This window comes from Vibrio owensii CAIM 1854 = LMG 25443 (genome assembly GCF_000817815.1).
Classification (GTDB): Bacteria; Pseudomonadota; Gammaproteobacteria; order Enterobacterales; family Vibrionaceae; genus Vibrio; species Vibrio owensii.
Map to the genome: position 1 here is coordinate 325022 of NZ_JPRD01000011.1, position 23992 is coordinate 349013.

The following is a 23992-nucleotide window of genomic DNA, read 5'->3' on the forward strand; positions in this document are numbered from 1 at the left end:
CTTACCTCTGCTGTAATACACCCAAAAACGCAGTAAAACAGCAATCAAATTGGCTATCTGACATTCAGTCGATCTGACTAATAATCAAAACATTCGGAACAACCCTATGGAAACACCAAGCATTTACTCATCACTTATTGGTGAGATCACTTTCTATTTTGCTATTGAACAAAGTGTTCAAACATCATGGGAACTAGTCCCTCACGAAGACCCAAACGACAACTACATGTTCTGTACGTTTGATGGATACTCAGCTGAAAGCAACATCATTATGTATCCAGCCACCGACAAACAAACTGGTGATGAAGTTGTGATTCTTGAACTACACCACACGAGTGAAGATAGCTGGACTCAAGGTCTGATTGATGACATCAACAACACGGGCTTTGGCTACAAAGTAGTGTTCGTTGATGTTCCTGTTGAGGAGGAGGAGTGATGCCTTGTGCTGCTCCTTGACTCATTTACCAAGTTCAAGGAAGTAATCAAACTAAATTACCTTGCAAGGTAACCGAAACGACATGAGCTACTAATTTCGGTAGCTCGCTAAATAAGGAATAACATGAACGCAAAACAACGACGTAATCTCAAGAAGGTGTTGAAGCATCAAGGTTTCACTGCTGATGAGATTGAACGTGAACTTTTGAAACGTACCGCTGGTAACACCAGTGAGGCCACACCTACTGTGAGAAACGCATATGAACGTAAACAAATCCTTATCCGCAAACGCAAGAACAAATAAATCAAGTCTGGCTGTTCGTGAGGCACTATTGATTGGTGATTATGCGCTGATACATGACTTTCCTGAGTTGAAACAACACCTAGTTGATAATAATGGGAAGAAGAGTGCTATGCGTGATGTATTAGGTGTTATTTATCTAATTGACTGTTATTTCACTGGACGTCATAAGCATCGTTCTAATCAGAGCCTAATGGCTGTTAGTCAGAAGTTGTTACAGAAATTGTTTGGTCAAACCCAGTCTTACTCAATGGTGAACTGGAAGGAGTCTGATCTACTGGGTAAGTTTGCTGAAGTAAACTCCCAACATCTACTATCAAAATTCATGTACACAACTGGTGTTTATGATAAGGAAAGTGGTGAGTCACGAGCTTGGGGATTCAAGCCTATGATGCTAGAGCGTCTTTATGACTTCACTTCTGGATATCGAGGTTACATCAAGAATGTTCCCAATGGTATGAGACCTACAGGTCGTATGGTATCAGTACAAGTTGGTTCCATTCCTAAAGTCGATAAGTGGGGTGACTCAGTTTCAGGCGTTACAGGTAAGAATCATTCAGATATTGCTAAGCAATGTAATGTCGCGACACATACAGTCAAGAACTGGGTCAAGTCTGGCCGAATTCATCTCAATCCAGTTAGTGAATTTGTTGGCGTGCCATGCCTGCTGGCTGATTGCCACATAGATACATACATACATAGATACATACATAAAGAGCTTAGTTTTAGTCAAAAAAGTACCTTTTATGTCTGCACCCCTTGCTGCACCTAGCCTGCGAGATGACTGGAATTGGACTGATTTGACAAAAACAAAAACAACTCTGATCTCGGTTGAACAGCTGAATAAGCTTGAAGACATCATATGGTCGAAGCTTGAATCACACCGTAAGGCTGTTCGTGCAACATGCAAACCTACCGTTGAGATGCATAAAGATCTGACTGTGAATCATTTGTTGCTACAACTACGTGATATGTCTCTGGTGAATGAATGTCGTGTTGAATCAACATACCAAAAGCATCTGTATGGTCGTTGGTACATCATCAACCAAGGTCTGAACCTTCAAACACTACCACGTGAATATCGGAAGATATTGCTTGCTGATAAGTATGAATATGACCTAGATGCTGCTCACCCAAGTATCATTCGATCTATCGTTGGTGATGATGTTGTGCCTACTGTGGTTGATTACATCAATAACAAAGACTATTGGCGTAAAGAGCTAGCTGAATATTGTGGTGCAACAATTCAAGAAGTGAAGGACTCATTCAATGCTTTGAATAACCTGTCGCCTCTTCGACCTGGATACACATTGACTATGTCCAAAGATAAGTTGACCAAGTTGCGTAAGCATCCGTTTATCAAATCATATCAATCTGAGATGAAGACTGCTGCTCGTATTGTCACTGAACATTGGGAGTTGCATGGGAATACATTTCATGAGAACTCAGATACCGTGTCTAAGAAGATGTCATGTGTACTACAGAACTTTGAGGCTTGGATAATGGAACTCACTGAAGAGTATGTTCCTGATGTTGAGTTGATACTTCACGACGCCATCTACACAACAACCCCGATCAAACCGGAAATGCTAAATCGCATAGAACTTGAAGTATCTGAGAAGTTTGGTGTTGATATTCGTTTCGGGTAGAAGCGAGAAGGTTTCCGGCTAAAGGCTAAAGAAAGTAACCTTTTAACAAGGTTCACTTTCGCTCATCAATAACGCTGTTACAGCAAGAATCCAGCAATCCAAACTATCGTACTGAGCCTAACCCTTAGATCAATTCTTACCTCTGCTGTAATACGCCTAAAAACGCAGTGAAACAGCAATCAGAAACCTATCTGACTAGCAATAGTCAACTGACTAGCAATAGATAATAGGTGTACACCTACTTACTCAACTGACTCAATCCCAATGAGTCTCAACAAACAACCAAACACCAAATCAGTTTGACTCATCAGATTGCACACTACTCTGTTCCTTACAGTGTTGGTGGGTAGATGTGATGGGACTTTCTGATGGGTCAAACTAATTTGAAGGAACATTTTATGGAACTGCTACCTCATACAATGCCAATAACCTAAACTTCAACATACATCACTCATCCCCAATAATTCAAACAGCTGCCTTATGGTGGCTGTTTCTCATTCTAGGAGACCATAAACATGATTCATCTAAATCCTTTAGAAAACAAACGTCACTTAGTGACTGCTCAATCGCTTGCTGATAAATACAACATCACTCTGAAACTTCACCATAAATATGGTAGTGATGAGCCTGCTGTTGATGTGTTCGTTTCTACAACCATCCCAAAACTGAAGCGCACGATTGAGTGGCATCGTGATACAACCACTATTATCGTCGAACACGATAATAACGACTCCCTACCAGATTACGTCAGTGACATCCGTAAGGTGCTAGATAGCACTCTGTTTACTGCGCTTATTCCGTAATCAAGCAGTCAAACGACTCAACTGACCCTAATCCCTTACTAAAACTGTAACTCTGCTAGATACGCCTAAAAATGCAGTATTACAGCAGTCAGATAGATTTCTGATCTTTGATCTATCTGACCAGCAATCAAAATAATAGGAGAAGATCACTATGATCCCATTACATAACAACTTATTACTTGGTGCTGATAAATACCAATTCATCTTGTACAAATCATACCCAAACTCAAAGCCGAGACCTCAGACCTATCACCCGAAGCTAGAACAAGTGGCACGTAAGATCCTCACAGATGAACTGTACATCAACGCCAAAGAAGCAGAGTCACTTGAACATCTTGTAGAATTGTTTGAGGTGTCTGTTGAAGCCGTGACAAGTCATCTGAAACAATTGAGTAGTATGCTCTCAAATAAGGAATGTGTATGCCAGAAACGATAGAACAGTACTATGATGACAAAAAGAAGGCATCTATCGACCATCCTGGCTTCAGAATGAGTTTCGAAACAATGAAGAAGAAGTTCGAAGAAGCCAACATTACTCCTGATATGATCGGTAACAAGAAGTGGCAGTTTTGTCTAGCTCGGAAGAACGTTAGAACACGTGTAACTGATCATGGTCCATACAGAAATAATAACTGTCGATTCGTCCCTAACGTCATCAACCAACTTGAACGCAACTCGTTTCTCGACATCGAGAATAATGAGCACTTCTATGAGGGAGTTAGTTGGCTTGAAGAAAATGACTATGATCTAACTCAGATCAACTTCTATCATTGGGAACAAGGTTTGTTGATCACGAAAGAAGAACGCGAAGCGACTCTTGAAGAGCAGCGTCTTGAACAGGAACGAGAACTCAAGAAGCAATCACGTATTGATAAACTGAATCAACAAACAATCAAGTTGTACAACCTGTACACTGATCGCCTTGAAGAGTGGAAATTAGGAGACTATTACTCGGATGTTGAAGAACGCAAAATCGTCACGGGATTAGTGAAGTGGTTGTACAGACCGACTTTTGGTTGGAAGCGCAATAGACGCAAAACACCATTAGGAGAACCATCAGCAAGAATCCTTGAGTTGATGAGTCGAGCCATCCCAATAGACTCATAATAACTGCTCCACAGCATTGCGAGGATAACTACCCTTGGATTGCTGCAGAGAGCCTCTGTAAGTCCCGTGGACAGGGACTCTGTGAAACTCTAATCCCAGTCGAAAACAACCTTTCCAAAACGAAAAAAGCCCCAGCAAGCAACTAAGCTTCAGGGGCTTCTTATTTCAATGATCTTCCAATCACATTATGAGAAACGCTTCTCTAGTGTGTCAATCAACTCACTCACACTAAGATCAGAATACAGCTCCTGACACTCTGACATTGAAACTAGATGTTTCTTACCAGCACCATCAGTTACCGTGACTCCGTCGTAGTGAACGTTGATCTTCACTTCCTCACCATCATCCTTGCTGGTGGCCTGACAATCTTCAAACACCATATCTTTGACTAAGTGAGGGCATAGAAACTCGACATAAGGAACATCACACTCGGTTTCCCACCATAATGAATGCTCTTCAACATCAACCCCATACTCTTCAACCAAGTTATCAAACACAGCAGTCTCACCAAACACCAAGTACTCACGATAGAAAGCAATCTCACCATTTTCGTATTGTCCGTGACACTCGGCATCATATGATAATGCCAAAGAATCATTAGAACGATTCACATAAATGGTTGCTGCGCCATCAGCATTATGATGGTCAGTAAATTCAAGCTTCCAATCATCACCAATATCTGCATATTCATTTAGAACATACACACCGTCTGGCATGATTGGACCACCTTCCATATTGAACTCAGCAAGCAAAGATAGAAGTTTAGATTTAGTTGTAGACATTGTAGATCTCCTCTTATGTTACGACTAAGCAACACGCCTAGCCGTTGAGGAGATGAGCGCATAATAAACCACCAATTGGTGATCTGTCAAACCCCACAGCGTACTGTATCCACCCCTACGTTTTATTACATGTTGAATGTCCGATGGCTATTAGCACAACTTGTAATTTTTCTCGATTTTCTCAACGGGGCGGGTCAATCTGTCTACGATGTTGGCTGTCTCCTATTAGACGATAAGCAAGACATTGCAATCAAAATTTATTTTCGAAAATAATCATGTTCACCTAGGGGTGGGTAACACTGATTCGATTGCTGATTTCCTATCAGGTACACGAAACATGACAAGCAAATTTTCGATTTTCTCGAAACAATATCCACAGCAATCTCACTGTTCTTGACTATCGACATCTGATTGACTGTTCCCACCTGCGGCAATTCAATCTTGCCCATAACTGACTCGCTCTCCCTCTCCACTAGCATTGCGCCAACATCTGATGAACAATCTAACTCTGACTCATCACCAGCCTTGCATTATTCATCTGACCCATGAGGGGGTACTCCTTTCTTTTTGCAGCAATTTGCCTCTGTGCACCCAGTAGACCTTTTCTGGGGCTGGATCAAAATTAGAGATGTTTTATGAGACCCCACCCTATGATCAATATCCTCGATTTCCATGGACATCTCAAAGAGATTTTTACCCAATATCTGCTGTGTGGACATAATATTTCAGCATAAATGGGTTTGGTAACAGTTCGACGCCTCTAAATGACTCTTGAGAAGCATATTACCGGAAACACGGTAGTATCTTTGTGCATATTCTGTAGACTGGTGCAGCTTGGTTTGGTCATATTCCTGATGTGTGTCTAGGCAAAAATATCATATTCCTGCGATATTCCTGTAAGTGTTGGATGGTCTGTGAGGCTGCGCAAGAACAATATGAATAGACATAGCTCACATGTTGCTTACACGACATCAACAAACAGCAGCAGGACTCATGGAGTAAGTGACTACTAATGTCATGTCAATCCTATTTGCAGGATAACTCATATTCCTAGCAATCTGTCACTACCTCTCATTTTGGCTTTCTGCCTCCGAAGTGATCATCTAGCTAGTCAAGCTAAAACATCACAGCAATATCTCCAATGTCGCCCGCAGATGAACTCTTCCAATGGAATTTCCATATGTGTGTGAAATAGGGTAGCCCCTTGCATCCTTACCTAGAGTTATTGACGTCATGATGAATCCCGCACCATAAACGTCCTCTAACCTGCTGCAACAGGAAGGGACATCCTAACATTATCGCTTACCACTTAATGCATCAATAATACCTCTACAGAGCAACATGAGGTAGTCCATTAGGAATCACATATTACATATGTTGTGTTTCTTCCACTGTGTGGATTGCCTAACACACCTGCTGTCCTATCCACAACGTATTGCCTTTGGAGGAGCAGCAGGCACCATTAGAACAATAGTTGCTCGGTAATAGACCATTGTGCGAGGTGCCTTACAGAGCAACCAGAAACCCATATCTCTCACTATTCTGACAAGCATTGTTCCTACAGCAATATCTGACAACTTTCACGGGTAATTCTGCCTAGAAGTTGCCTAGACAACACTAATGTCCAGAAGTATCCCAGATTAGGAGTCTGTAAGGCTGCTGTATTGGCTAAACAGTTTTAGATAGAACAAATGGGGTATTGTTCTAATGGCCGTTGATCCAATCCAAAGCAATCTGGAGAAAGTCATCAGCGAAATTTGGGAAATACCATTTGGTATTCCCAAATTCAAGGTGGGTTATTAGATCACTAGGTCTGCGTGAAACTTCTCTTCCCAATCTGTAAATACGTGCCCTCTGGCACATTCTTTTATTCTCTCGAAGTATTGATTTCAACGAAGCCTATGAAATGAAGCATAGGTAGTGAGTAAAGAACGGTAAATCAATCTGTTCTCTGTCATGTCGTAAATCCAAGTTTACGCTTTCCTCAATCATGTTTCAGACGGAGTAAAAGTGAACCTACCGTTTTGATTTTACGCTCGTACTAGACCCATTTCACCTGACATAAGACGTAAAACAACCATAGGGGTTTACTTTTACGTTTTAGCGGATCAATATTGGAGCCACCCAGTAAAGAGAATAAGAATTATTATCATGAAGTACGGCTACGCCCGAGTATCTACCAAAAAACAAAACCTTGAACGTCAACTCTACAACCTACAAGAAGTTTCTGTTGACTCTATCTACGCTGAGAAGTTCACGGGTACAAATACCAACCGTCCTGAGTGGGTGAAGTTACTGAAGCGTGTTCAATCAGGTGACACCATCGTATTTGACTCAGTAAGCCGTATGAGCCGTAACGCTTCAGAAGGCATCAAACAATACTTTGATTTGCTAGAACGTGGTGTGACGCTTGAATTTATCAAAGAACCTCACATCAACACCGCTACGTTCGGTGACTCACTAAAGGCTACTGCTTCAATCACCGCCGATGACAAAGACCTTGACTCAACCATCCTTGAGGGTGTTCGTCAATACATGGTGAAGTTGGCTGAACGTCAGATTGCTATTGCGTTTGACCAGTCAGAAAAAGAGGCTGCTGACATCAAGCAACGTGTTGTAGAGGGCTTGGCTCGTTCTGAAAAGAAGGCTGGTCGCCCTAAAGGTACACCTGCCTCTAATAAGCTGGCTGTTCCTGAAAGCCAAATACGCAAGCATTACAAAGGCTTCAACGGAACGCTGAACAAAGCGGAGTTAGCCAAAATGCTACAAGTATCAAGACCAACCCTAAACAAATTCCTAACTGAAATGGAGAATAACTAATGAACCCGAGAACCAAGAAACTGACCATCCCTATGATCATTGAGCTAGGTGTTTGGGAAGCATCAAAACATATTGATCAATACGATGTCATTGAGATTGAAGGGATATCGTTCAACATCACTGGTGATGCATTTACCAGCGACAAGTTCACATATTACATGTTTGTGAATAGCGTCTGTAAGCTACATGACAGTGGCTTTGATATTACCAAACGATTGGAGGAAGCGTAATGAACCAACAACCTCAAATGGGCGACACTTGCCCTCATTGTCATCACCTAATCGTAATGCCAACGGACATTGAACCTAACTGTCTATGTTGTGGTGGGAAACTGTATGATGAGGATGATTACTACCCATATGAGCATTAATCGCTTAGTGTAGGTACAAGAGGGATCATCGCCCTCTTGTACACACATTAAACCAACTTAACTTTCTACATTAATTGGCCCACCGAATGAAGTCACTGGTGGAACTTTACCAGTGAATTTCTCGAAGTCTACGATACATGTGTTCGCAGAAGTCGCCTGTGCTAGCTCAGAAGAACCGATATCTTGAGTTAGTGTGTTAGGGTCACCGTAAGTACAGATTGCACCTACTTTCTCGTTTAGAGGACCGTACCACGCACCTTCTTCGATACGCACAACACCACGTGGGTAGCTGTCTGTTAGAACCGCACCAGCAAGAAGTTGACCGCGGTCGTTAAATACGCGTACCAAGTCACCGTCTTTAATGCCTTTTACTTTCGCATCAGCTGGGTTGATGTATACAGGCTCGCGACCTTGAACAGCGTAAGTAGCACGGAAATCTTCAGATTCACACATCTGAGAGTGCAGACGCTTGTCCGGGTGGCAAGATTGTAGCCAGTACGGGTGTTTGTCAGAGCCAGGACCACCGTGTGAACGTTCTGATTTCTCGAACCACATAGGGTGTTCTTGACAGTGTTCGTAACCGTAACGACCGATCTTACGAGAAGTGATCTCGATGAAACCAGAAGGTGTACCCAGTGGGTTGATTTCTGGATCTTGACGGAAGTCAGCGTGACGAACCCAAGGCTTACCTTGACCGAAGTCTAGTACGCTCTTCTCCCAGAACTCATCAAATTCTGGCATTTCGAACTTACCGTCGTTCGCTTTCTTACAATCGTTGTACAGGCTGCGGATCCATTCCATCTCGCTCATGCCACGAGTGTACTCGTCGCGACGACCAAAGCGTTGAGTCAGTTCACTCATGATTTGGAAGTCTGGCTTAGATTGGAACAATGGGTCCACTAGACGATGCATAGCAATCAGACCTTTGTTCGAGTAAGAACCGTACACGTCGATGTCGTTACGTTCCCACTGAGTACATGCTGGAAGCACGATATCAGAGAAACGACACGTTGCAGTCCAAGCGAACTCAACCGTTACTACTGTTTGTAGCTTCTGGAACGCTTGCTTCATGCGGTTACGATCTTGGTGGTGGTGCCATGGGTTACAACCCGAGATCACCATCATCTTGAAGTCTGGAAGTTTAACTTTACCACCGTTGTAGTTGATCTCTTTGCCTGGTTCTAGCAGACAGTCGATCCAACGAGCAACAGGGATAGTACGGCTGTAACCGTTAAAGTCGTTGTTGTCCCACTTCGGCTTCATACCAGTATCTAGGTTACGAGGGAAACCACCAGGACCCGCGAAACCAGTTGAAGGTACACCGATACTTGAGTAGTGGTGACCGTAAGAGATACCACCGCCAGGCAGACCAATTTGACCAACCATTGCTGCAACTACTGCTGCTGCCCAGTATGGTTGCTCACCGTGCTCTTGACGTTGGATACACCAACCCATAAGGATTTGTGTACGACCGTTCACTAGCATGCGTGCGAATTCACGAATCTTGTCCGCTTTCACGCCACAGATAGGAGCAGCCCACTCAGGTGTCTTAACAACTTTATCTTTCGTTTCACCTTGAACGTACTTGATGAAATCTTCGAAACCTAGACAGTAAGTTTCAATAAACTTCTTGTCGTATAGGTCTTCGTTGTACAGTACGTGCGCAACAGCAAGCATGAATGCTACGTCTGTTAGCGGGTTAATGTATAGGTGATCGTTCTCTAGGTAACGTTGAGTCTTGTTCTTAACTGGGTCTACAGAAAGAACATTGATCTCGCCTTTCGCTACTTTTTCCTTCAACTGCGCTAGGTAGTTGAAAGATTCGTGCGTTTCACAGTTCCAACCTACTTGCAGGTTTTTCACTGGGTCATTTGCCCAAAGAATGATGTTGTCTGAGTTCTCTAGAATTTCAGACCAAGACGTACCTTGTGCATAAACTTCTGTTGAACCAAGTACGTAAGGCATGATGGTTTGACCTGCACCAGTCGAGTAGTCACCTACTTTAGTGATGAAGTTACCGTGCATACCTACAGCACGTTGCATGTGTGCCGTACAGTTGTTGAACGCACCAGTTTGGTTCCAACCAGTTTGACCTGCGTGTAGAGCCCATGGACCGTATTCTTTCTGAACACGTTCTAGCTCACGGTAGAACAGATCTAGAGCTTCATCCCAAGTTACACGGATGAAACGGTTGTTACCGCGCGTCTCAGCGCTGTATTTGTGCTTCTTCAGCCAATCTAGACGAACCATTGGGTAACGAACACGTGATGGGCTGTAGATGATGCCCTTGATGCCGTTCAACATTTCTGTTGGGTTCTGGTCTAGTTCTAGCGGTTTGATCTCTTGAACTTTACCCGCGTAGATGTGGGCGCGAAACGCGCCCCAGTGTGAACCTGTTACTTTCCAAGTACCAGTAGTCTCAGCTGCGTTTGCAGATGCTGAAGCCAATAAGCTTGGACCGATAACTGACGCTGCACTTGTGGTTGCTACACCTTTAAGAAAACTTCTTCGTGTAATAGCCATTTAATTTACTCCAATCCGACGCTTATTAGTGGTGACCTTCAGCATAATCTGAAGAGTGCTTCTGTAGGTACTTCAAGATCAGTGCTTCACTGTCTGTATCTAGGTTAACGAACGCTAGCATACCGTCGAACATACCTGGCCATGTGTTCGCATCGAAGTGCGCTTCAGCAGGTTGTGTGTGACATACAGAACAGTTAGTTTTGTAAGCTTCTTTTGATTTTTCCCATACAGGGTTGATGTCGTTCAGCATAGATTCTTTCTTGATCCATACTTTCGCAGCTACTTTCTCCCAAGGAAGACCTGTTAGCTCATCAACTTTCTTCTCACCAGCAGTCACAACGTTAGCGTCTGTTGATGCTTCTTTTAGTAGTGATGCTACTGCGATGTTCTTACCGAAGTCTTCTTGAATTACACGACCGAAGCCTTTCGCTTTACGCCAGCCATCGATTTCAACTTCAACGTAGTCGCCTTTCTCTTCAAGAACTTTAACAGTCGATGCAGGGTTTAGAAGACCTGCTTCTTTAGCACCTTTATCGTCGAAGTAGATTGGTAGGTGACGAACACTTACAAGTTGTTGACCTACACCGTAGTCAGTGTTTGAAGTCATACCTTCAAGGTCACCAACGATACCACCAATGCTGTCCATACCTGCTGGCAGGTTGTGTGCGATACCTTTGTGACAGTCAACACAGCTTTGGTCTTTCTCAGCTGCTTGTTTCATTTGGATACGAGCCGTTGGAGACATTTGCTCGAAGTCCATAGAATCGTAGTTGTGACAGTTTTTACACTCTAGAGATTTGTTTGCAGAGAAACGATCCCATTCGTGTTTAGCAAGTTCGATACGGCGCTCTTCGAAAACACCCGGTTCGTCGTAGTTGCCAAATACTTGTGCAAATACTTCTTTAGATGCTTGCATTTTACGAGCGATCTTATCTGTCCAGTTGTGTGGAACGTGACAGTCAGGACATGTAGCACGAACACCAGAGTGGTTTTTCCAGTGAACCGTGTCTTGCAGTTCAACGTATACGTTGTCACGCATAGTGTGACAGCTAATACAGAATTCTTCTGTGTTGGTTGCTTCTAGTGCGGTGTTAAAACCACCCCAGAAAATAACACCAGCGATGAAACCGCCCATAGTCAGCACGCCAAGGCTGATATGAACTGCCGGGCGCGTCATCGTACGCCACAGTTTAATGATTAATGATTTCATTATTTGCTCTCTTAAAATCTTTTCAAAAGTGTGGTTGTGAGCTCACTGGCTTACATGCCGTGTGCGCCTGGAGGACCAAAGAAGAACACTTGTAGTGCCCAAACGATAAATCCGTAGCCACCTACGAAAGCCACACTCAGAATTGGGAAGAGAACAACTGCAATGAAGAGGAAAGACTTCCACTCCAGGGAGCGTTTTTCACCACTCTCAATTTTGTTAACATCACTCATACATTTGCCTATTTTGTATCTAGTGTTATTGAAAAGCCTGCGTTACCAAGCTTAAGTTTTTTACAATCTCTATTGGAAAATGTTAGACCATACTAATAGTAAGGTTCAATCAAATCTGACGCTCCAGCCCTTGTTATCCAACACTTTTTTGAGCTCATCCAGAGATGTGTTTGATTGATATTCTTTGTGAAAGAATATTAATAGATGTGAAAAAATAAGTCTTTTGCAAACATGTTAAGAATACAACATGAGATTAACTTTGTTTACATTTTTATGGATTTTTTCGTGCTACTAAATCGCTATTTTTTCGACTAAAGACAATACTTTGTGATCTTTATGTTAAGAAAACTTCACGAAGTCTTAGCGATCATTTTGTCGATGAGATTGCGAAAAAACAGAGCTTAGCAATTCATAAACCTATGCCACTTCGTTAGAATCAAAGCATTGATTTTGGGAGAAGGTTTATGAATCAAGTTGTCGATATAAATTGGTTTGAGCTTGCACTTTTTAGTTTGATTCTTATTGTTCCACTCACCATCAATGCTTGCTATAAATTAGGAATTGCGAAAGATACAGCGATGAGTGTTGCGCGAATGACAGTGCAACTCATTTTGGTTGGTGTGTATCTGGAATACCTTTTTAAGCTAAATAGCTTACTCGTAAATTTACTGTGGTTATCCATTATGGTTGTCGTCGGAGCAAGCTCAATTGTGGGCAAAGCTAATCTTCCGAAGAAACCACTCATGCTCCCACTGATTACTGGCTTGTCTTGCAGTCTAGTCCCTCTTCTTGCCGCTATCACTTTAGGTCTCGTAAAGCCAGAACCATTCTACAATGCCCAATACATGATTCCGTTAGCAGGCATGCTGTTAGGCAATAGCTTAAGCAGCAATATTGTCGCGTTGCAGAACTTATTCACCGCTTTCGAACAACGCAAGTCAGAGTACGAGGCTGCCATCTCATTGGGAGCCGCTCCTAGGTATGCCTCCTTCCCTTTTCTTCAAGAAGCCCTTCGCAAATCCCTTGCGCCAATTCTTGCTTCTATGGCGACAACAGGCTTGGTGACGCTCCCTGGTATGATGACAGGTCAGATCTTAGGTGGTGCTAGCCCGATGGTCGCCATCAAGTATCAATTGGTTATTATGCTGGCGATTTTTGTCATGCTCAGTGTGTCTGTAGCGATCACTTTAGAGATGACACTAAGTTGTGTACAAACCAAAGAAGGACGTATTAAAGTGAAGTTTATCAACAAGAAAAAAACATAAAACCGGTCACTTCGTCATCACATAAGCGTCTCATTTTATGAATTTTTCTCGATCAAAAAAGATACTCACGATCTTTGAGACAGGTTATCCACAGAAAATGTGGATAAACCCCGAAAACCCATAAGCAACCAGAAACATAAGCGCAACTTTGAGACCACTGTACACTGCGAAATTTAATGGTCACTGATTGGTCATTGAACCGTCATCTTACTCTTCTAAAGTGCAATTAAACGACATAGGGAGAGCACCATGGATAGGTTAGCCGTACGAGAAAACTTCGATGAGTTGCAGTCAGATTCGCCCGTTGATTGGCTGACTCAGGAACCGGTAGAAATGACGTCTCATTGGATTCCAAACGAATATGGCATCAACGAAGAACTGGTTTAAACATCGGTTGAGCGAAGTTTAGATAAAAGAAAGGCAAGCCATTTAGCTTGCCTTTTTAAAAAGTTATTTCAGATGCTTGTCTTCATCACGTAGATAAATCATCCAATACCACATGCCAACGAAGACACCACCACCGATGATATTACCGATTGTCACAGGGATTAGGTTGTTCACTAAGAATCCCATCATGTTTAGATCCGCGTAATCTGCAATGTTTGCACCTGTCATTTGCCAAAATGATTCAGGCGCGAAGTATTTAATACCGATCGCCATTGGTACTTGGAACATGTTAGCGATACAGTGCTCAAAGCCAGCAGAAACGAACATAGCTACCGGCAAGATCATTACGGCGATTTTATCAGTCAATGTGCGACCACTGAACGTCATCCAAACTGCGATACATACCAAAACGTTACACATGATGCCCAGCGCGACAGCTTGGAAAAAGCCATGATGCAGTTTGTGCTGCGAAATGGCCATCGCATTCAAGCCCACTTGACCACCGTCGAACATGTACTGTTTGGTGATCAGCATACACACAACAAGCAAAACCGCACCAACCATGTTACCGAAGTACACAACCAGCCAGTTTTTCATTAAGGCTTTCCATGAAATCTTGCCGCTTGCACGTGCCACCAGCGTAAGAACTGAGCTAGTAAAAAGCTCGCCGCCGGTTACTACCACTAAGATCAGACCAAGACTGAATGCCAAACCACCAATAAGACGTGTAATGCCCCATGGAAGATCACCAGCACCTGTGGTTACGGTTGTATAAAAAATAAAAGCGATACCAATGTGAAGACCTGCTGAAATTGCCAACAGGAAAGATTTCATTGGAGCTTTAGTTGCTTTGCCAACACCTACTTCGGCGGCACGTTCAGCAGCCTGAGGTGGTAATAATGAGTCAAACTGATTGAAGTTCATGGAAGTGTAACATTTAGAAACAATTAACGAGGCGCGGATAATCGCTCCATTTCCAGACTTTTTCAAGGGCTATTTTTCATGTTTACCAAATTTGTTGTTGTTGAGAGGGTAATCGATAAAATTCAACTATGAGTTATTGTCCTAACCATTATTAATATTTGGGTCAAATGTTTACCGTAGAATAAAATTTCCGCGTTATATCAGAGCTATAGCGCTACACTTAACATTTCTAAGGGTTTTCTATTGCTCAACCTTAGTTTTCAGACTAGCTTGGATAAAAAAGTACGAAGGAATTACCTATGAAATATTCAGCTGACCATATCGCCGAACTGAACCTACTTCTTCAATTCGATTTAAGCAGCGCAGCAACAGGCATCAAAGTCCACAAAGAAGCTTCTGAAGAAATGCAGGCAGCCGTTGCTCGTCTGTACGAAAAACAACTATGTACACAACCTGATGGCGGTTATCTAACTGACGAAGGTATCGAAGTTGCAGAACACGCAGATAAAATTCTTCGAGTCCTTTCTGCTGAATAACGATATTTAAATAAACCAGTATCGGAATTAAAAAAGCCACCGCAACGGTGGCTTTTTTGATAATTAAATTTATCTAGACTCACTATATTAAGCAATGAGCTTTCTCATTTTTCCAAATGGTTGAATTTTATCATACGCCCAGTTAAAGCCCGTTGCATAAAATAAGAAGAAAATTAAGAAGCCCGCTTCTAACGCTAATGCCTGTAGCAGAGTGATTTCCAAAAACCACGCGATCACCGGAATAGACAAGAAGATTAATCCACCTTCAAACCCCAAAGTGTGACCAATGCGCATCGCTAGACTGCGCTCTTCACGGTTTGGACCAAACCACTTGTCAAAGTACAAGTTATAAATGTAGTTCCAAACTACGGTGTAAAGACTCAGACCAATACCCACCACTGCTAAGTCACTGGATCCCTTCCCTGTTATTAAAGAAGCAGCAGGAATGATGATCGCCAATGCAATCATTTCAAATAGTACAGCGTGAAAGATACGTTCGTTACGAGTCATGATGTTTTACCTAAATAGTTCTACTCAATGACTGGCATTTTATCTATCATTTAGATAAGTAAAAGTTAGATACCATCGGTAAAAGCGATATGTTTACTATTGAACAACTGCAAGCCTTCGTTACCACTTCAGAGGCCGGATCTTTCTCGGCAGCAGCACGTAAGCTTGGGCGAGCTCAATCGGTGATCAGCCAACACATCATGAATATTGAGCTCGATTGTGGCGTTGACTTATTTGACCGCACAGGCCGCTATCCTAAACTGACCGAGAAAGGCCATCAGTTGATGCCCTATGCCCTCGCTACCTTAAGCCAACTAGATCGACTGAATAACAAAGCATCTCAACTCTTTTCTGCACCAGCGAGTAAGCTTGTTCTTGCGGTTGATGAGGGGATTCCATTAACCCGTCTCCCCATTGCTTTAAAACATTTGGAACAAAAATTTCCTAACCTTCAAGTGGAATGTCTCACGGCTTCAAGTCCAGATATCATCGAGTTGGTTAAATCAGAGCGTGCTACCACAGGCATTATATTAAGTGACTTACAGATGCCTAAAAACGTCGACCTATCTAACCTAGGTCATATCGGCTTTGATGTATTTGTCTCATCCGAGCATCCACTCGCACAACAAAAGATCCGCAACATCGATGAACTCAAGCAACATCGTCAACTCGTTATCCGCTCAAAGAGTGAAGATGTAAGCGGCCTTAATCAGGCGTTTAGCCCAGATATCTGGTACGCTGATGATTACTACATATTATTAGAACTGGCGAACAAGGGATTTGGTTGGTGCTTTCTTCCTGAGCATTTGGTGTCTTACGCACCGAATACGCTGATCAAAATTGGCGAAGAATTCACAAAGCTGGCTTGGCAGGTCAACATTGACTTGATACAACATCAGAAATGGCATTCCGATCCCCTACACCAACAAGCCAGATTAGAATTACAAACCCTGTTTGAGTGATCTCAGGGCTAACAGTAGGAACACACAGATGGCAAATACATTGATCGTAGGTGCAGGCTGGTTAGGCACCCCACTTGCACAAACTTTGATTGACCAAGGACATCAAGTTACGGTGACACGTCGAAGCCAAACTAGGCTAGATGAGTTCCCGCTCACTTCCGTTCAACCGGCTCTACTCGATCTCAACGAACCACACTCACAGCAACAGCTTATTGAGCTTATCGAACAACACCAAATTGAACGCATTGTTGGCGCTTTCCCACCAGGATTTCGTAAAGGCAACGGACAAGAGTACGCACAGCAGTGGCAACGCTTAGTTTCAGCAGCCAAACAAAGCAGTGTAAACAAACTGCTCATGGTGAGCTCCACCACGGTATATCCAAACCTTGCTGTCGATATGAAAGAAGAAGACGCCACACTCGCCTTAGCCCAAACGAACGAACACTTCTCAGACAACGCTCGCATCATGCTACAAGCCGAGCAATACGTGATTGATTCCGGAATCGACTATGCCATCGTTCGTTGTAGTGGTTTGATTGGCTCTGACCGCCACCCTTCTCGCTTTGCAATGCGATTAAAACAAGTGAGCCGTAAGGCGCCTGCAAACATGGTGCATCAAAACGACGCGGTAGCCGCGACAGCTTTCGCGCTTAATCAAATTGATAACGAAGTGGTAAACGCCACAACACCAAATACCGTAAGCAAAGCCGAGTTTTACCAAGCGGCGATTACACAAAGCGATTTAGATATAGCACTTCCACCAGTCACAGAAACCGCCGATAAAAGAATCCTAGCAGACAAGCTTGTCGCACTTGGCTATCAGTTCCAATTCAATTCAACGCTGGACGCACTATGAAGCTTTATCAACACATTGAAACCCTGTGGGATTACATGCAACTCAAGCAAGAGCTAAAACCTGCCAGCTGCTTATTTGTTATGTGCAGCAATGACTTACGTGTTGCCGAATACGCGGCCAAACTCTACCAACAAGAACTTGCGCCACTCATTGTGTTTTCTGGTGGCGAAGGGCGTTTTACAGATGGCTTGTTTGACAAAAGCGAAGCAGAAACATTCGCAGAAATCGCAAAGCTAGCGGGCGTGCCAAGTGAAGCAATTTTAGTAGAGACAAAATCCAGTAACAGCGGCGAGAACGTTCGCTTCACCGAACAGTTGTTGAAAGAAAAAGGGATTAGCTGTGATTCTCTAATCTTGGTTCAAAAGCCATTTATGGAACGACGCGCCATTGCAACCTTTGAAAAACAGTGGCAATCGCCTTATTCACAACTCCAAGTGACTTCTACTGCGCATCCTTTCTTTGAATACATCAACGAAGAAATGCCCCTGATGATGGTACTGGAAGCATTGATGGAAGATTTTTCTCGTGTGAAGACTTACCCAGAAAAAGGCTTTCAAACAGAACAAGAAATCCCTGCTCACGTTGAATCTTCTTACCAAGCACTGAGAGAAAAGTTCGAATTTGGTCTCGCTTAATCCTTCGTTCAGCGACCAACAATCAGACAATAAAAAAGCCACCGAATTCGGTGGCTTTCTCTTATCTAGATTGGCTTACTTACCAAGTGCTTCTTTGTAGTGCTGACGACAAACTGATACGTAACGGTCGTTACCGCCAATCGCCACTTGATCACCTTCTTTGATTGCAACACCGTGCTCATCAGTACGGATAACCATGTTTGCCTTGCGACCACAGTGACAAATCGTTTTGAGTTCAACCAATTTGTCTGCCCAAGATAGCAGGTACTTGCTGCCTTCAAAAAGTTCGCCTAGAAAATCGGTACGAAGACCATAGCAAAGTACAGGAATATTAAGCTTATCAACCACTTCTGTTAGTTGGTAAACCTGTTCTTTCGACAAGAACTGACACTCATCAATTAGGATACAGTGACGCTTTTCAACTTCATGCAGTGCCGCGATTTCTTGGTAAAGGTTGGTATCTGGACGGAACAAATGCGCGTCTGATTGCAAACCAATACGAGAGCTCACTTTACCTACGCCGTAGCGATCATCTAGCGCTGCTGTGAAAATCACAGGCGTCATGCCACGTTCTTGGTAGTTAAATGAAGATTGAAGAAGAGTTGTCGATTTACCCGCGTTCATTGCCGAGTAATAGAAATACATCTGAGCCACAGAGCACTACCTTCGTTAAAGTTTAGAATTTATAAAAGCTTGTAAAGAAAAGGGCTGAATCATCAGCCCTTTTAAAAGATTCGATTACTTACGACGCCACGTTGTGCCTTCTGGACCATCTTCCAGAACAATGCCCATTTCCGTCAGCTTGTCACGAGCCATATCTGCGTTAGCCCAATCTTTTGCTGCGCGAGAATCGTTACGTAGCTTAATTAGTGCTTCGATTTCAGCCACTTCATCGTCGTCGCCTGCATCGCCTTTTAGGAAAGCTTCTGGATCTTGGTGAAGAATACCGATCACGTCAGCCAGTTCACGCATTAGCGCACCTAGCTCACTCGCTTTCTCTAGGTTTTCTGTCTTAAGGCGGTTTACTTCACGCGCCATGTCAAAAAGTACTGAGTAAGCTTCTGGTGTATTGAAGTCATCGTTCATCGCTGCTGTAAAGCGAGTTACGTATTCTTCACCACCTGCTGGCGCAGCATTTAGATCCAGACCACGTAGAGACGTGTATAGACGCTCAAGAGACGCGCGTGCTTGGTTCAGGTTATCTTCGCTGTAGTTTAGCTGGCTACGGTAATGACCAGACATTAGGAAGTAACGAACGGTCTCAGCATCGTAGTGACCTAGAACGTCGCGGATAGTAAAGAAGTTACCTAAAGACTTAGACATCTTCTCACGGTCTACCATTACCATGCCGCTGTGCATCCATGTGTTCACGTATTGAGTATCGTGTGCACAGCATGACTGCGCGATTTCGTTCTCGTGGTGTGGGAACTGAAGATCAGAACCGCCGCCGTGAATGTCGAAGTGGTTGCCTAGGATTGACGAGTTCATTGCAGAACATTCGATGTGCCAACCTGGACGACCTGGACCCCATGGTGATTCCCATGTTGGTTCACCCGGTTTAGACATCTTCCAAAGTACGAAGTCTAGCGGGCTGCGTTTTGCCGTTTCGATATCAACACGCGCACCAGCTTGAAGCTGATCAAGGTCTTGCTTAGACAACTTGCCGTATTCGTTGAACTTACCAACTTCAAACATTACATCGCCATTATCTGCAACGTAAGCAAAACCACGCTCGATTAGTTTTTCAACCAATTCGATGATTTCAGCAATGAACTGTGTCGCACGAGGCTCAACGTCAGGACGTTTCATATTCAGAGCATCGAAGTCAGCATGCATTTCGCCGATAAGACGTTCAGTCAGTGAATCACAAGACTCACCATTTTCTGCTGCACGTTTGATGATTTTGTCATCGATGTCAGTGATGTTACGTACAAATGTTAGGTCATAACCAAGGTAACGAAGGTAGCGAGACACTACATCGAAAGAAACAAATGTACGACCGTGACCGATGTGACAGAGATCGTAGATGGTAACTCCACAGACATACATGCCAACTTTGCCGGCTGTAATTGGTTTGAATTCCTCTTTCTGTCTTGTGAGTGTGTTATATATCTTTAACATGATCTCTATCTATGCTTGTGAATGAATTACGAGAAGAAGGAGTATAACAACTCCGACCTTATTAGGTAATAGCAATTAACGGATAAAACGATAATCGGCTAAACTTCAAGCACAAAGCGTATATTTTCATTGTCCTGAGTTTTCCATGCGTATTAACTTAGGCTAGAATCCCTCTTTGAATACAACACAGTAAAGGAAAATAGCATGATCACCCTTCACACTAATTTTGGTGACATCAAGATTCAACTAAACGAAGAGAAAGCGCCAGAAACTAGCGCAAACTTCCTTCAATACTGCCGCGACGGTTTCTACGACAACACGCTTTTCCACCGTGTTATTGACGGCTTCATGATCCAAGGTGGTGGTATGGAGTCTGGTCTGCGTGAAAAAGCAACACGTGCACCTATCAAGAACGAAGCAAACAACGGCCTTAGCAACAAAGTGGGTACACTTGCTATGGCACGTACTATGGAGCCGCATTCAGCAAGCTCTCAGTTCTTCATCAACGTAAACAACAACACATTCCTAGATTTCCGTAGCGAAAGCCTAGACGGTTGGGGTTACTGTGTATTCGGTGAAGTAATCGAAGGCATGGACATCGTGAACAAGATCAAAGGTGTTAGCACAGGTTCTTACGGCATGCACCAAGACGTACCTCTAGAAGACGTAATGATCACTGGTACTACAATCGAAGAGTAATTCTTTAGAATTGCTATTAAGAGATAAGTTTGTGGGGAGGCTTAGCCTCCCCTTATTTCTATGACGACATTATTTATATCTGATCTCCACCTTACTCCTTCTCGTCCAGACATTACGGAATGTTTCGTGACGTTCATGCGTAATGAAGCGATCCACGCCGACGCACTGTACGTGCTTGGTGATTTGTTCGAGTTCTGGATTGGTGACGATGACAACACCCCTTTTGCAGACCAAATCCGCGCAGAATTTAAAGCACTGACGGATACGGGTGTGCCAACTTTTTTCATCCAAGGCAATCGAGATTTTTTACTCGGGAAACGCTTTTGTAAAGAAACCGGTATGACATTACTTGATGATGTCTGCACGATTGATCTTTATGGTCAAAAAGCCGTAATCCTACATGGCGATACGCTTTGCATTGACGATGTGAAATACCAAGAGTTTAGAAAAACCGTTCACAAGCCATGGCTACAATGGTTGTTCAATCGCATTCCATGGTTCGTTAAGAAAAGAATTGTCGCTAAAGTTCAATCTGACATTAGAGACGACAAGAAAAACAAGTCTCTCGACATCATGGACGTCAACCAAGGCGAAGTTGAGCGAGTATTGTCTCAAAATTGCGTCAACTTGATGATTCATGGTCACACGCATCGACCAAATACACATATTTTTGACCTAAACGGTGCTAAAAACACTCGTATTGTTTTAGGCGATTGGTATACCCAAGGCTCAGTTTTAAAAGTAAATTCTGACCATTTTGACTTGCAAACACGACCGTTTGACACAGAATTGAAGTAAAGCATGTCGAGCGTGTTGAAGATTGACGCGCAAAGCATAGAAATTTTGAAAAAAATCGCTATTATCGTATTACTCAGTTAAACAGAACAAAGTACCGCATTGAAGTATTCATACGTAGCTCGCCAGCCGATATTGGACAGAGAAAAGCGTACCATAGGGTATGAGCTTCTCTTCCGTGACGGTCCGAAAAATACCTTCCCAGAAGTAGAACCTGAGCTGGCTACTAGTCGACTTCTATCTGATCATTTCCTTACCACACACTACAGTACTCTGGGCGACAAGCTCGGCTTTGTTAATTTTCCTTACCAAAGCTTGGTTAACCTCGTTCCTACCCTGTTTCCTAACGAATCATTAGTTGTTGAGGTATTAGAAGATTGTGAGCCGACTGATGAACTGCTTCATGCGATAAAACAACTGCATGCATCTGGGTATCGCGTTGCGTTAGATGACTTTGTTCCAACTAAAGCTTGGAAGCGGTTTTTACCTTACGTCGCAATAATAAAATTCGACATTCGCTTAATACCGATCGAAAAAGCGGCCATTTACATTCAGTCCTTAGGGCATTTTGGCATTGATTTCTTAGCCGAAAAGGTTGAAACCTATGAAGAGTTTGAACAAGCGATGGACGCTGGTTTTGACTTCTTTCAAGGATACTTTTTCAGTAAACCCGAAATGATTCAGAAGAAGCGCCTTAATCCCGCGTTTCTAACAGTGATTCAGCTATGTAAAGAGATCGCAGATAAACCTATCGACTTTAATGAGGTCGAGCGTTTGTTCTCTATTGATGTCACTCTATCGTACAAGCTACTGACTTATGTAAACTCGGGTTACACGCTCACAACGAAGATCAAATCGTTCCGACAAGCATTAGTGTACCTTGGTGAAGACCGTTTAAGACGTTTCATTTCACTTGTCGCGATTGCTTCGGTGCATGAAGACAAGCCTGATTCTCTCTATTCATTAGCAATTCAACGTGCACGGATGTGTGAGATTCTGTTGAGTCAGATGCACACCAAGTACGATCCCGGTCAGGCGTTTCTTACTGGAATGTTTTCGCTGTTAGGCTCTCTCCTTGATCAACCTCTTGAAGATGTGATCAGCGATATTCCAGTCGATGAAGACATCAAATATGCCTTAACCGGACACAAAGGCGTTTTGGGTTACCTTCTATCAATGATCATCGCGTACGAGAAAGCGGATTGGGAAATGACAGAGAAATACTGTACCGCCCTAAAACTCACTGAGCCACAATTAGCCAAAGCGTTTAGCCAATCCACGGCTTGGGCTCAAGAACTGCTGTCTCAAACGCCCTAAACGGCTATAATGCCTCAAAGAATACCTGCAACCTCACTTATGTGGGGTTGTTTGTTTTTACCGCTTAATTAATCGAGATTTCATTTTATGGCTTCTTCTTGTCCTTGCGGCTCTAACCGCACCTACCAACAGTGTTGTGAAATTGCCCACAATAACCACGCTGACGTCACCACTCCGGAGCAGCTAATGCGCTCTCGTTACAGCGCGCATGTGTTAGGTCTAGTGGATTACGTGGTGAACACATACCACCCAAGCTGTAATGCAGAAGAGCAACGTGAAGGCATTGCCCAATCTATCGACAGCGATTGGTGCAAGCTTGAGGTAGTGAAAGCTGAAGCGGGTTGTAACGAGAATGAAGGTTTTGTTGAATTCAACGCTTACTTTGACGAAGACGGCAAACGCTACTGCATGACCGAGCGTTCTCGTTTCGTGAAAGAAGATGGGCTTTGGTACTACATTGACGGTACATTTCCTGAAGAAGAGCCAGAAGAAGAACCAGTACAAGATCCGCGTTTGAACCAACCAGTAAGCAGTCTAAAGGTCGGTCGCAACGACCCGTGTATTTGTGGAAGCGGTAAAAAGTTTAAGAAGTGTTGTGGGTAAGATCATCCACGCTTAGCTTATTGAGCTCGCTTTAATTAGATTCCTGATCTCGCCTAGGTTCGTCGGAATGACGTGAATATATGTGTCTGTTTGAAGTAAATAACTCTACTGCAGCGCCATTAGAAAATATACCGTCATTCTGTATATGGACT

Annotated in this window: 28 protein-coding genes; 20 read left to right on the forward strand and 8 right to left on the reverse strand. The window is 43.2% G+C overall.

Going from position 1 to position 23992, the window contains the following annotated elements; genetic code table 11:
• The first annotated feature begins 106 nt into the window (after positions 1–106).
• The 7 genes from H735_RS06570 (at position 107) to H735_RS06600 (ending at position 4295) form a co-directional block, all read left to right on the forward strand.
• A complete protein-coding gene (locus tag H735_RS06570; RefSeq protein WP_020194948.1) occupies positions 107–436 on the forward strand; it encodes a hypothetical protein in 330 nt (109 codons plus the stop codon).
• 123 nt (positions 437–559) lie between these two features.
• The gene (locus tag H735_RS06575; RefSeq protein ID WP_020194949.1) at positions 560–739 is read left to right on the forward strand and encodes a hypothetical protein; all 180 of its coding nucleotides are present in this window, start codon (positions 560–562) and stop codon (positions 737–739) included.
• Positions 696–1508, forward strand: a complete 813-nt coding sequence (locus tag H735_RS06580) for a hypothetical protein (protein WP_152447592.1) — start codon at positions 696–698, stop codon at positions 1506–1508. Before H735_RS06575 ends, H735_RS06580 begins: the two co-directional genes overlap by 44 nt.
• Positions 1483–2385 (forward strand): hypothetical protein, encoded by a 903-nt coding sequence (locus H735_RS06585; protein ID WP_020194951.1) that lies wholly within the window; start codon positions 1483–1485, stop codon positions 2383–2385. The genes H735_RS06580 and H735_RS06585 overlap by 26 nt, the downstream gene beginning before the upstream one ends.
• Positions 2386–2900: 515 nt before the next feature.
• Positions 2901–3188, forward strand: coding sequence for a hypothetical protein (locus H735_RS06590; RefSeq protein ID WP_020194952.1), 288 nt, complete (start codon positions 2901–2903; stop codon positions 3186–3188).
• Between the two features lie 151 nt (positions 3189–3339).
• Entirely contained in the window at positions 3340–3624 is a 285-nt protein-coding gene (locus H735_RS06595; RefSeq protein ID WP_020194953.1) for a hypothetical protein, read from the forward strand.
• Entirely contained in the window at positions 3609–4295 is a 687-nt protein-coding gene (locus H735_RS06600; RefSeq protein ID WP_020194954.1) for a hypothetical protein, read from the forward strand. Before H735_RS06595 ends, H735_RS06600 begins: the two co-directional genes overlap by 16 nt.
• 185 nt (positions 4296–4480) lie before the next feature.
• On the opposite strand, the gene H735_RS06605 is transcribed toward H735_RS06600, so the two are convergent.
• Positions 4481–5077, reverse strand: coding sequence for a hypothetical protein (locus H735_RS06605; RefSeq protein WP_020194955.1), 597 nt, complete (start codon positions 5075–5077; stop codon positions 4481–4483).
• 2151 nt (positions 5078–7228) lie between these two features.
• On the opposite strand from H735_RS06605, the gene H735_RS06610 reads away from it, so the two are divergent.
• Genes H735_RS06610 through H735_RS31335 form a run of 3 tightly spaced genes read left to right on the forward strand, consistent with a single transcriptional unit; the run spans position 7229 to position 8267 of the window.
• On the forward strand, positions 7229–7897 hold the full coding sequence (locus H735_RS06610) for a recombinase family protein (RefSeq protein WP_020194956.1): 669 nt from the start codon (positions 7229–7231) through the stop codon (positions 7895–7897).
• Positions 7897–8127 (forward strand): hypothetical protein, encoded by a 231-nt coding sequence (locus H735_RS06615; protein WP_020194957.1) that lies wholly within the window; start codon positions 7897–7899, stop codon positions 8125–8127. The genes H735_RS06610 and H735_RS06615 overlap by 1 nt, the downstream gene beginning before the upstream one ends.
• Complete coding sequence (locus H735_RS31335; protein ID WP_020194958.1) at positions 8127–8267, forward strand: hypothetical protein; 141 nt, start codon at positions 8127–8129, stop codon at positions 8265–8267. Before H735_RS06615 ends, H735_RS31335 begins: the two co-directional genes overlap by 1 nt.
• Positions 8268–8324: 57 nt before the next feature.
• On the opposite strand, the gene torA is transcribed toward H735_RS31335, so the two are convergent.
• Genes torA through torE form a run of 3 tightly spaced genes read right to left on the reverse strand, consistent with a single transcriptional unit; the run spans position 8325 to position 12230 of the window.
• Positions 8325–10790: a trimethylamine-N-oxide reductase TorA gene (gene torA, locus H735_RS06620; protein WP_020194959.1), complete on the reverse strand. Its 2466-nt coding sequence runs from the start codon at positions 10788–10790 to the stop codon at positions 8325–8327.
• A 25-nt stretch (positions 10791–10815) separates the two neighbouring features.
• Positions 10816–12000 carry a pentaheme c-type cytochrome TorC gene (torC, locus tag H735_RS06625; RefSeq protein ID WP_005450726.1) on the reverse strand — a complete coding sequence of 395 codons (1185 nt, stop codon included), beginning with the start codon at positions 11998–12000 and terminating at the stop codon, positions 10816–10818.
• A 50-nt stretch (positions 12001–12050) separates the two neighbouring features.
• Positions 12051–12230, reverse strand: coding sequence for a trimethylamine N-oxide reductase system protein TorE (torE, locus tag H735_RS06630; RefSeq protein WP_005450728.1), 180 nt, complete (start codon positions 12228–12230; stop codon positions 12051–12053).
• A gap of 464 nt (positions 12231–12694) precedes the next feature.
• Here torE and H735_RS06635 point away from each other — a divergent pair, with 464 nt between their 5' ends.
• Together H735_RS06635 and H735_RS31340 are read left to right on the forward strand one after the other, a co-directional pair.
• Entirely contained in the window at positions 12695–13495 is an 801-nt protein-coding gene (locus H735_RS06635) for an ABC transporter permease (protein WP_020194960.1), read from the forward strand.
• A gap of 249 nt (positions 13496–13744) precedes the next feature.
• The gene (locus H735_RS31340) at positions 13745–13882 is read left to right on the forward strand and encodes a hypothetical protein (RefSeq protein WP_005450732.1); all 138 of its coding nucleotides are present in this window, start codon (positions 13745–13747) and stop codon (positions 13880–13882) included.
• Positions 13883–13945: 63 nt separating this feature from the next.
• On the opposite strand, the gene focA is transcribed toward H735_RS31340, so the two are convergent.
• The gene (focA, locus tag H735_RS06640) at positions 13946–14806 is read right to left on the reverse strand and encodes a formate transporter FocA (RefSeq protein ID WP_005450735.1); all 861 of its coding nucleotides are present in this window, start codon (positions 14804–14806) and stop codon (positions 13946–13948) included.
• A gap of 299 nt (positions 14807–15105) precedes the next feature.
• On the opposite strand from focA, the gene H735_RS06645 reads away from it, so the two are divergent.
• Positions 15106–15342, forward strand: coding sequence for a TIGR02647 family protein (locus tag H735_RS06645; RefSeq protein WP_005430269.1), 237 nt, complete (start codon positions 15106–15108; stop codon positions 15340–15342).
• Between the two features lie 87 nt (positions 15343–15429).
• On the opposite strand, the gene H735_RS06650 is transcribed toward H735_RS06645, so the two are convergent.
• Positions 15430–15852: a PACE efflux transporter gene (locus H735_RS06650; RefSeq protein ID WP_005450737.1), complete on the reverse strand. Its 423-nt coding sequence runs from the start codon at positions 15850–15852 to the stop codon at positions 15430–15432.
• A gap of 89 nt (positions 15853–15941) precedes the next feature.
• Between H735_RS06650 and H735_RS06655 the strand changes: the two genes are divergently transcribed.
• From H735_RS06655 to H735_RS06665, 3 genes are read left to right on the forward strand one after another with little or no spacing between them, the layout of a single operon-like run.
• Positions 15942–16814 carry a LysR family transcriptional regulator gene (locus H735_RS06655; protein ID WP_020194961.1) on the forward strand — a complete coding sequence of 291 codons (873 nt, stop codon included), beginning with the start codon at positions 15942–15944 and terminating at the stop codon, positions 16812–16814.
• 28 nt (positions 16815–16842) lie between these two features.
• Entirely contained in the window at positions 16843–17670 is an 828-nt protein-coding gene (locus tag H735_RS06660; protein ID WP_005437244.1) for an NAD(P)H-binding protein, read from the forward strand.
• Positions 17667–18305: a YdcF family protein gene (locus H735_RS06665; protein ID WP_020194962.1), complete on the forward strand. Its 639-nt coding sequence runs from the start codon at positions 17667–17669 to the stop codon at positions 18303–18305. Before H735_RS06660 ends, H735_RS06665 begins: the two co-directional genes overlap by 4 nt.
• A 75-nt stretch (positions 18306–18380) precedes the next feature.
• Here H735_RS06665 and H735_RS06670 read toward each other — a convergent pair whose 3' ends face one another.
• Both H735_RS06670 and cysS read right to left on the reverse strand, forming a co-directional pair.
• Entirely contained in the window at positions 18381–18959 is a 579-nt protein-coding gene (locus H735_RS06670; protein WP_020194963.1) for a thymidine kinase, read from the reverse strand.
• Positions 18960–19043: 84 nt separating this feature from the next.
• Positions 19044–20426 carry a cysteine--tRNA ligase gene (gene cysS, locus H735_RS06675; protein WP_005437232.1) on the reverse strand — a complete coding sequence of 461 codons (1383 nt, stop codon included), beginning with the start codon at positions 20424–20426 and terminating at the stop codon, positions 19044–19046.
• 204 nt (positions 20427–20630) lie between these two features.
• On the opposite strand from cysS, the gene H735_RS06680 reads away from it, so the two are divergent.
• The 4 genes from H735_RS06680 to H735_RS06695 all read left to right on the forward strand — a co-directional run bounded on the left by H735_RS06680 (position 20631) and on the right by H735_RS06695 (position 23840).
• Positions 20631–21125, forward strand: a complete 495-nt coding sequence (locus H735_RS06680; protein ID WP_005437228.1) for a peptidylprolyl isomerase — start codon at positions 20631–20633, stop codon at positions 21123–21125.
• 60 nt (positions 21126–21185) lie between these two features.
• A complete protein-coding gene (lpxH, locus tag H735_RS06685) occupies positions 21186–21923 on the forward strand; it encodes a UDP-2,3-diacylglucosamine diphosphatase (protein ID WP_027726594.1) in 738 nt (245 codons plus the stop codon).
• Positions 21924–22022: 99 nt separating this feature from the next.
• A complete protein-coding gene (locus H735_RS06690) occupies positions 22023–23237 on the forward strand; it encodes an EAL and HDOD domain-containing protein (protein ID WP_027726595.1) in 1215 nt (404 codons plus the stop codon).
• 87 nt (positions 23238–23324) lie between these two features.
• Entirely contained in the window at positions 23325–23840 is a 516-nt protein-coding gene (locus H735_RS06695) for a YchJ family protein (protein ID WP_020194966.1), read from the forward strand.
• Positions 23841–23992: the final 152 nt, after the last annotated feature.

What these genes read in the sequence shown, in the direction of transcription:
- cysS (WP_005437232.1), bottom strand. Translation starts at nt 20,426, where the DNA reads ATGTTAAAGATATATAACACACTCACAAGACAGAAAGAGGAATTCAAA.
- H735_RS31340 (WP_005450732.1), top strand. Translation starts at nt 13,745, where the DNA reads ATGGATAGGTTAGCCGTACGAGAAAACTTCGATGAGTTGCAGTCAGAT.
- H735_RS06645 (WP_005430269.1), top strand. Translation starts at nt 15,106, where the DNA reads ATGAAATATTCAGCTGACCATATCGCCGAACTGAACCTACTTCTTCAA.
- H735_RS06585 (WP_020194951.1), top strand. Translation starts at nt 1,483, where the DNA reads ATGTCTGCACCCCTTGCTGCACCTAGCCTGCGAGATGACTGGAATTGG.
- focA (WP_005450735.1), bottom strand. Translation starts at nt 14,806, where the DNA reads ATGAACTTCAATCAGTTTGACTCATTATTACCACCTCAGGCTGCTGAA.
- H735_RS06595 (WP_020194953.1), top strand. Translation starts at nt 3,340, where the DNA reads ATGATCCCATTACATAACAACTTATTACTTGGTGCTGATAAATACCAA.
- H735_RS06605 (WP_020194955.1), bottom strand. Translation starts at nt 5,077, where the DNA reads ATGTCTACAACTAAATCTAAACTTCTATCTTTGCTTGCTGAGTTCAAT.
- H735_RS06655 (WP_020194961.1), top strand. Translation starts at nt 15,942, where the DNA reads ATGTTTACTATTGAACAACTGCAAGCCTTCGTTACCACTTCAGAGGCC.
- H735_RS06660 (WP_005437244.1), top strand. Translation starts at nt 16,843, where the DNA reads ATGGCAAATACATTGATCGTAGGTGCAGGCTGGTTAGGCACCCCACTT.
- H735_RS06665 (WP_020194962.1), top strand. Translation starts at nt 17,667, where the DNA reads ATGAAGCTTTATCAACACATTGAAACCCTGTGGGATTACATGCAACTC.
- torE (WP_005450728.1), bottom strand. Translation starts at nt 12,230, where the DNA reads ATGAGTGATGTTAACAAAATTGAGAGTGGTGAAAAACGCTCCCTGGAG.
- H735_RS06600 (WP_020194954.1), top strand. Translation starts at nt 3,609, where the DNA reads ATGCCAGAAACGATAGAACAGTACTATGATGACAAAAAGAAGGCATCT.
- H735_RS31335 (WP_020194958.1), top strand. Translation starts at nt 8,127, where the DNA reads ATGAACCAACAACCTCAAATGGGCGACACTTGCCCTCATTGTCATCAC.
- torC (WP_005450726.1), bottom strand. Translation starts at nt 12,000, where the DNA reads ATGAAATCATTAATCATTAAACTGTGGCGTACGATGACGCGCCCGGCA.
- H735_RS06580 (WP_152447592.1), top strand. Translation starts at nt 696, where the DNA reads ATGAACGTAAACAAATCCTTATCCGCAAACGCAAGAACAAATAAATCA.
- H735_RS06590 (WP_020194952.1), top strand. Translation starts at nt 2,901, where the DNA reads ATGATTCATCTAAATCCTTTAGAAAACAAACGTCACTTAGTGACTGCT.
- H735_RS06570 (WP_020194948.1), top strand. Translation starts at nt 107, where the DNA reads ATGGAAACACCAAGCATTTACTCATCACTTATTGGTGAGATCACTTTC.
- H735_RS06635 (WP_020194960.1), top strand. Translation starts at nt 12,695, where the DNA reads ATGAATCAAGTTGTCGATATAAATTGGTTTGAGCTTGCACTTTTTAGT.
- lpxH (WP_027726594.1), top strand. Translation starts at nt 21,186, where the DNA reads ATGACGACATTATTTATATCTGATCTCCACCTTACTCCTTCTCGTCCA.
- H735_RS06575 (WP_020194949.1), top strand. Translation starts at nt 560, where the DNA reads ATGAACGCAAAACAACGACGTAATCTCAAGAAGGTGTTGAAGCATCAA.
- H735_RS06650 (WP_005450737.1), bottom strand. Translation starts at nt 15,852, where the DNA reads ATGACTCGTAACGAACGTATCTTTCACGCTGTACTATTTGAAATGATT.
- H735_RS06695 (WP_020194966.1), top strand. Translation starts at nt 23,325, where the DNA reads ATGGCTTCTTCTTGTCCTTGCGGCTCTAACCGCACCTACCAACAGTGT.
- H735_RS06615 (WP_020194957.1), top strand. Translation starts at nt 7,897, where the DNA reads ATGAACCCGAGAACCAAGAAACTGACCATCCCTATGATCATTGAGCTA.
- H735_RS06610 (WP_020194956.1), top strand. Translation starts at nt 7,229, where the DNA reads ATGAAGTACGGCTACGCCCGAGTATCTACCAAAAAACAAAACCTTGAA.
- H735_RS06680 (WP_005437228.1), top strand. Translation starts at nt 20,631, where the DNA reads ATGATCACCCTTCACACTAATTTTGGTGACATCAAGATTCAACTAAAC.
- torA (WP_020194959.1), bottom strand. Translation starts at nt 10,790, where the DNA reads ATGGCTATTACACGAAGAAGTTTTCTTAAAGGTGTAGCAACCACAAGT.